This window comes from Bhargavaea massiliensis, from assembly GCF_050480245.1.
Lineage (GTDB): Bacteria > Bacillota > Bacilli > Bacillales > Anoxybacillaceae > Anoxybacillus.
Genome location: NZ_JBCNEQ010000075.1, coordinates 1 through 5,971 on the forward strand (window position 1 = coordinate 1; position 5,971 = coordinate 5,971).

Sequence of the window (5,971 nt, forward strand, 5' to 3'; positions counted from 1 at the left end):
GAAAAACATATTTGTTCCGCTTGTCGCCATTTGTGCCCCAAATATACTAGCAAACAGTGCCTGTCACTGTTCGCTCATATACCGCGTGTGAATTGCAGTCGCCAGAAACGCATGCATTATGTGTTCATACGGAAAACTAGATTGGCTAGGGAGAGAGGATAAATGGGACCTGAAATCATTAGAAATTTTAAGGCATACGATCGCATTCAAGAAGGAGAGCGTTTCTTTTTAGAGCAAATAGAGAAGGCAAAAGGATTAGAAGGGTGGACTGTTTACGAGCAACCGCACTTGAATGGAGACAGGCCAGATTTTGTTTTATGCCATCCCGAAAAAGGCGTTGTAATTGTTGAGGTAAAAGATTGGGATCTAGATTCAACAAACTATCGCCCAGTCGGAAAGGTACTTGGTACCAATGGACAATGGATAGATAAAAATCCAATCAATCAAGTCAAACGATACAAAGATAATTTGTTGCAGTTTATTTCAAGAAAATATGTTGCAACTGTAGAGCAATTCAACACGAGAGCATACGCTATCGTCGAATTGGTTGTTTATTTTCATCATGCAAAAGCCGAGGAGGCAAGATCTTTTTGTGGGAATGAAGCGGATAAAGTCGCAAAAATAATTGACCAGAGCCATGTGAAAGCTATTGGTATGAATCGGCTCGACGAGGGGGGAATTCGTACGTTATCAATCGATGAATCATTAATGGTAAGAAATGATATTCTTCCTGCTTTCGTGCGAGATTTGAAGGCGTGGTTAAATCCATCTGACTATCACACAGAAAGAAGAGAACCCATTAAGTTATTTCCAGATCAAGAGAGATATGTGAAAATACAGCCTGGTTCGCATCGACGTTTGAGAGGTGTTGCCGGTTCGGGGAAATCTCTTATTTTAGCAACTAAAGCAGCGCGGATGCTTAAACAATCGTATCGGGTGTTGATTTTGACGTATAATATTACCCTTCGACATTATCTTCGTGATTTAGTGAGCCAGCAATTCGGTACCGGAGATCGGACGTTAATACGAGATGAACTTGTGATTTCACATTTCCATCATTTTTTGAAACGTTTAGCCGACAACTATGGTATCGAGCTTCCCGATGGAAATGATGGTGACGATGATTTTGAGTTGGGATGGATAGAAATCATCAATAAACATATTTCAAAAATAGAAATTGATCGCGACTGGATGTTTGACGCCATTTTAATTGATGAGGGACAAGATTTTAAAAAGCAATGGGTTCAATTCCTGAAAACTTTCTTTACGGGGCAAGCAGAGTTTTTTATTTTTTACGATATTGATCAAGATTTGTATGGGAGACAAAAAGACGTATGGATTGAAGAAAGCCAAGAAATTAAGGGACTCGGCTTTCGTGGACGACCTGGTCATTTGAATATTACACGTCGATTGCCTGGTTCGATTGTTCAACTGATTTCGTTGATACGGAAATATTTTGATGAACAACGTAAACAAGAGATTTTAATTCCTCATGCTCAGTTGGACTTTTTTACTCAAATTTCTTGGCAGAATATGAGCGAATCACAGGAGGAGAAGCCAAAACTTGTATACGATGAGCTACAAAGTTTATTAGAGCAAGGTGCCAAAGTCGATGATATTGCTATTCTCACGATCCATGAAGAAACAGGATTGGAGATTGTAAAGGAATTGAGTAGCAAAGGTTTTTCTATTTCACACGTTTATGATTTAAGTGGGATGAGAAACGAAGAGAAGCGGCGAAGTGAGAAATGGAAATTCCAACCTGGTGATGGGAGATTAAAAGTGTGCTCCGTACATAGCTTTAAAGGATGGGAAGCTTCTCATATTATTTTCGTTCTCGATCGACCAAGAAATCACTTGATGAATATTCAATCGTTTTCTGGAGTGAGCGGGAGAAACAAAGAAAAGGAAGACAAGAATAGTTTCGGTGCAAGGATAGAAGACCTTCTGTTCATCGCACTTTCAAGAGTTCGTTATCATGAGAAAATGGGCTTTTGCAGTTTTACGTGTTTGAATTTTTTACCGGAGTATAATGATTTGGAAAAGATTTTTAATTGAGTCTGTTCGATTTCGAGTAGTTGTTTTCATCTACAACGGAGCGGCTCTTTTTCACCATCTTCTTATTGCTGAGGGGATTTTTTGAACTCCCTCAGCTTTATTATTGTTTAATGGATATCATCTATTTGCCTCTATCCATTGAGCGCTTCTTTAAGATTACGTTAGGTCACATCGATAAGCTTGGTGATTATTTCCTTACCCATGAAATATATATATAGGTGATATATATAAAGATAGGTGGTTTTAGATGTGTGGCAGTTTTTTTATTTACAAGTCGCGCAAATGGTGAAAGATGTTTATAATGGAGATGTTCTATTGGAAAAATGAGATGAGGTGAATGTATGAGTATCAACAAGATCGAGCGTCTTTTTCAGTATCTCATTGAACTAAGCAATCAAGGAAGTAAGGTGATCCGCAAGTATCGTGAATATAACGATTTTTACATATGGGATGAAGAACTTTTTAAACTAGAGAATTGTACCGTATTTCCAAGCGAACCTTATGATGTGTGGTTGGAAGTACGAAAGGTACATATTGACAAAAAAGAGGAAATTCCGCCGTCTCCTCCGAATTTGTTACAAGGGTGGCTTGAAGATAATTATAGCGACTGGAAGCTTGAAACCGTCCGCGCGAAGCCGATGAGAGTCATCGAAGGGGAGGATGGTGAACGTCAAGAACGCTTTGCTGATGATTTCAATCGCCAGCACGCATATGAAACGTGGCTTGCAGAATGGAAAAACTGGAGAAATCGTTTAGCGCGTAAAAAACGAGAGAAGAACACATATGAGGATCTTTTCCAAGTGTATCAACGTTTTGAACGCGAAGGAGAGCGATTGGAGCTCGTTCTTGGGACAGGAATACTCATGTGGAAAAAAGAAGAGAGCATTAGCAAACAGTGCCTGTCACTGTTCGCTAAGGGAAGGGATGGAGCAAGGAGCTTAATCTCATTAGCTGGAACGGCTATCCGGCGAAATTTGATATACGGGATTGGGATGTAGCTCATGAGAAAATGGGAAAAGGGGTTACGTTAACAGAGGCAGAGCTGAAGGCGTTGTACCACGCTTTGCAGCGCTGGTTTGAAGAAGAAGAAGGAAATGAGGGGAAAGATGTTTCGTGGCACGGTTTATTAGAACGATGGACACAGCGTTCTCCCTTGTTTGTTCAGCAGTTGAAAAATATTTTGTTATATTTGCAAGAACGCCAATACCCGCTGGAGAAGCAAAGACAGCTGCTGTATGCCACCGTTTTTCCTGAGTTTGAAGAGGCGCTCCGTTATGAAATAGAAACTATTCGTAGCATACACGAAGTCGAGTATGCCGAATTTGTCCAATTGCTTCGAACATTAAAACTGGAACAGGTGGAGCAGTTTTTTATGACATTGAAACAGTAAGTGTATCAAGAAAATGGGTTCAAACACTGTTTTCTGAGTTCTTAACAATGAGGTGTATATACGATGACACATGGAAAAATAGATGCCGATAAAAGAGTACTACAGAAAATTTTTTCGCCGGATTTTTGGTTTGTTATACCAGAATACCAACGTTCCTATGTTTGGCAATCGGAAAATATACAGGATTTAATTGACGATTTGTATTACGCATTTATGAATAAACGCGATAGCGAGTATTTCCTTGGTTCACTCGTTTTAAAGCGAACAAAAAATAAAGATTTTGCAGAATATGAAGTGTTAGATGGGCAGCAGCGGTTAACCACATTCTTTTTAATGTTTGCTGTTTTAAGAGATTTGCTAGAAGAACGAGCGTTTAAAAATAACCTTCAGCAGAAAATTTATCAAGAAGCTGATGAACTTGATATGGTACCTGAAAGGCAACGTATTACCTACCAGATTAGGGATCAAGTAGAAGATTTTATAAAGAAATATGTTGTTGCTTTAGATGGAACTACGTTAATTGATGAATTGAAAGTAGAAAAGGAAAAAGATAATGTATCAATTTCCAATATGGCTAATGCGATACTTGTATTAAGAGAGCAGCTAGAAGATAAAGAAGAACTAGGAGAATTTGTTAAATTTATTTTTAATAAAGCGCTGGTTATTTATGTATCAACGGATAATACGGAAGATGCGTTTAGGATGTTTACAATATTAAATGATAGAGGTATCCCTTTAACGAGCGCAGATATTCTTAAATCAATGAACATCGGGCAATTGCATAATGAAAAAGAAATAAAAAAGTATGCGAAATATTGGGAAGAGATCGAGGGGCGTTTTGGAGAGGGATTTGATCGTTTTCTAAACTTCGTCAGAACAATTATCGTAAAAGAGAAAGCGAGAACAAATTTATTGGAAGAATTTGAGGAAAAGATTTATAAAGCTGGTAAGCTGACGCAAGGAAAAGAAACGCTAGATTTTATTAAACGGTATGATGAAGTGTACGAAAATGTCATCGAATTAGCTGATAATGAGTTGAGTAACGCATTTAAAAATCTCATTACTATTATGAAGATAGGATTACGTTCAGAGGACTGGATACCTCCTGTCATGTATTATTACGCTAAGTTTAAAACAAATAAGATAGATGAATTTTTACAGAAGTTGGAATTTAAATTTGCTGGTGATTGGATTTCTGGGGTAAATTCAACTCCGAGATTAGAAGCAATGAATAATATTTTAAAAGCCATTGAACAAACGGATGCGTCTAATGTGAATGATTTAATAAATAATGATGACATTTTTTCAGTGAATGTGGAGGAGTTTAAGCGGCAGATTAGCGGTAACGTGTACAAAAAACAATATGCAAAGTATTTGTTGTTAAAGATGGAGTATTTATTGGGGGATAACACCGTTCATTTATCTGGTTATAAAAACATAAGCGTGGAGCATATTTTGCCACAACATCCGGGCAAAGATAGTCAATGGGTACAAGATTTCACGGAGGACGAGAGAGCGTATTGGACAGATAAAATTGCTAACCTTGTCCTCATTAGCAAAAGAAAAAATAGTTCGTTAAGCAACTTAGATTTTAAGCAGAAAAAGGAACGTTACTTAAAAGGACATATGGACGTTTTCAAAGGAAGTAAAGTATTTATTGACCAGAAAGATGAGTGGACACCAAAAGTTTTAGAAGAACGACAACGACAAATGATCGATTTGTTAGCAAGACGTCCGTGAACAATGAACGACTGGAGGATAGTCAATGGCTGTATATCAATTTTACGCAATCATTCAAAAAGCCGAAGAGGACGGTGGCTATATCGTTACTTTTCCAGATTTGGACAACTGCTTTACTTATGGAGAAACGTTGGTGGAGGCAGTAGAGATGGCAGAGGATGTATTGTTGACAATGCTCGACTATATGGAAGAAATAGGGGAGGACATTCCTGTTGCTTCGTCTGTCGAAAAATTAAAGGAACTGTTGCCTAGCGGCGCCAGCCTTGTAAATATTGAGATTGATACAGATATACTAACAAACGTGGGCTAGTTTCCGTGATTTTAGCGAGAAAGCTCCTGTCTTTAGGTATCTTTAGGTATAGGAGTGAATCACATTTCATCGTCTTGAATTGGACGCACAGGGCGCAAGGCACCATCGAGTAGGGTCTTGCGGAACAAAAGCGGGTTCTGCACGTAGGGTGTACGGAAAAACCCTTTGTACGCAAGAACCCCGCGACTTTAGTCGTTGGGAGATTCAGAGATTGGCTACCGTGGGCAACGGTGCCAGCGACTAATAGATGAAGGGGCATTTTTATGAGAAGATTATCACAAATGACCATAGATGAATTGTATGATCGTGAGGAACAACTTCTTGAAGAGCTAAATAGCGGTCAACAACCCAATGACTAAAGTCATGGGCTTGTAAGCCCCATGTTGACCAGACCAAGGCTTGAAACAGAGCCTACGTTATAGATGTCATGACACGTTCGGGTGCTTCTCCAGCCCGTTCCTCTGTCGTGCAAG

Annotated in this window: 3 protein-coding genes and 1 pseudogene; all 4 read left to right on the top strand. The window is 38.9% G+C overall.

All coding sequences use genetic code 11. The features are described from left to right. Nucleotides 1-162 precede the first annotated feature (162 nt). The 4 genes and pseudogenes from ABEV15_RS13135 to ABEV15_RS13150 all read left to right on the top strand — a co-directional run bounded on the left by ABEV15_RS13135 (nucleotide 163) and on the right by ABEV15_RS13150 (nucleotide 5,498). Nucleotides 163-2,058: a nuclease-related domain-containing DEAD/DEAH box helicase gene (locus tag ABEV15_RS13135; RefSeq protein ID WP_498853465.1), complete on the top strand. Its 1,896-nt coding sequence runs from the start codon at nucleotides 163-165 to the stop codon at nucleotides 2,056-2,058. A gap of 919 nt (nucleotides 2,059-2,977) precedes the next feature. Further along, nucleotides 2,978-3,112: pseudogene (locus ABEV15_RS13140) on the top strand (YdbC family protein); the annotation flags it as partial. A 399-nt stretch (nucleotides 3,113-3,511) separates the two neighbouring features. Then, on the top strand, nucleotides 3,512-5,188 hold the full coding sequence (locus ABEV15_RS13145; protein ID WP_498853466.1) for a DUF262 domain-containing protein: 1,677 nt from the start codon (nucleotides 3,512-3,514) through the stop codon (nucleotides 5,186-5,188). A 25-nt stretch (nucleotides 5,189-5,213) separates the two neighbouring features. Continuing rightward, the gene (locus ABEV15_RS13150; RefSeq protein WP_498853467.1) at nucleotides 5,214-5,498 is read left to right on the top strand and encodes a type II toxin-antitoxin system HicB family antitoxin; all 285 of its coding nucleotides are present in this window, start codon (nucleotides 5,214-5,216) and stop codon (nucleotides 5,496-5,498) included. The last annotated feature ends 473 nt before the right edge of the window (nucleotides 5,499-5,971 follow it).

What these genes read in the sequence shown, in the direction of transcription:
- ABEV15_RS13135 (WP_498853465.1), top strand. Translation starts at nt 163, where the DNA reads ATGGGACCTGAAATCATTAGAAATTTTAAGGCATACGATCGCATTCAA.
- ABEV15_RS13145 (WP_498853466.1), top strand. Translation starts at nt 3,512, where the DNA reads ATGACACATGGAAAAATAGATGCCGATAAAAGAGTACTACAGAAAATT.
- ABEV15_RS13150 (WP_498853467.1), top strand. Translation starts at nt 5,214, where the DNA reads ATGGCTGTATATCAATTTTACGCAATCATTCAAAAAGCCGAAGAGGAC.